Origin of the sequence: Stenotrophomonas maltophilia group sp. RNC7 (assembly GCF_030910085.1) — a bacterium.
Taxonomy (GTDB): domain Bacteria; phylum Pseudomonadota; class Gammaproteobacteria; order Xanthomonadales; family Xanthomonadaceae; genus Stenotrophomonas; species Stenotrophomonas sepilia.
In genome coordinates this window covers 1-314 of sequence record NZ_JAVFVN010000833.1, presented here as the reverse complement: position 1 = coordinate 314, position 314 = coordinate 1, and the positions used below count along the sequence as shown (strand labels likewise).

The window sequence follows — 314 nt, the reverse complement described above, 5'->3', positions numbered from 1 at the left end:
TCTTAGCATTACTTCCTTTTGCCTCAATATCAGCAAAGATTGAGCTGCCACTTATATGGATTTTCTGCTCAACTCCTGATTCCTTTGTTGTTATCATTAATTTCCCTAACTTGCTGTCATATGCTGCCCTAAGCCCAAGGCTAACATCATTCTCTTTTCCATCAATTGTTTTTTTCTCAGTTGCATCATTAATCTTCTTAACTAAATCTGCAGCAGTATCACCTACTTTAATATCGATTGTTGCAGTGCCTTGTTTTGTTTCAATTTGAAGAGATTCATCTCTAGTAAATTTACCATCAAGCAGTATACCACTT

Annotated in this window: 1 protein-coding gene; it reads right to left on the bottom strand. The window is 35.7% G+C overall.

All coding sequences use genetic code 11. The features are described 5' to 3' along the window. A partial coding sequence (locus RCF13_RS20115; RefSeq protein WP_308141496.1) for a flagellin hook IN motif-containing protein occupies positions 1-314 on the bottom strand: 314 nt, incomplete at both ends.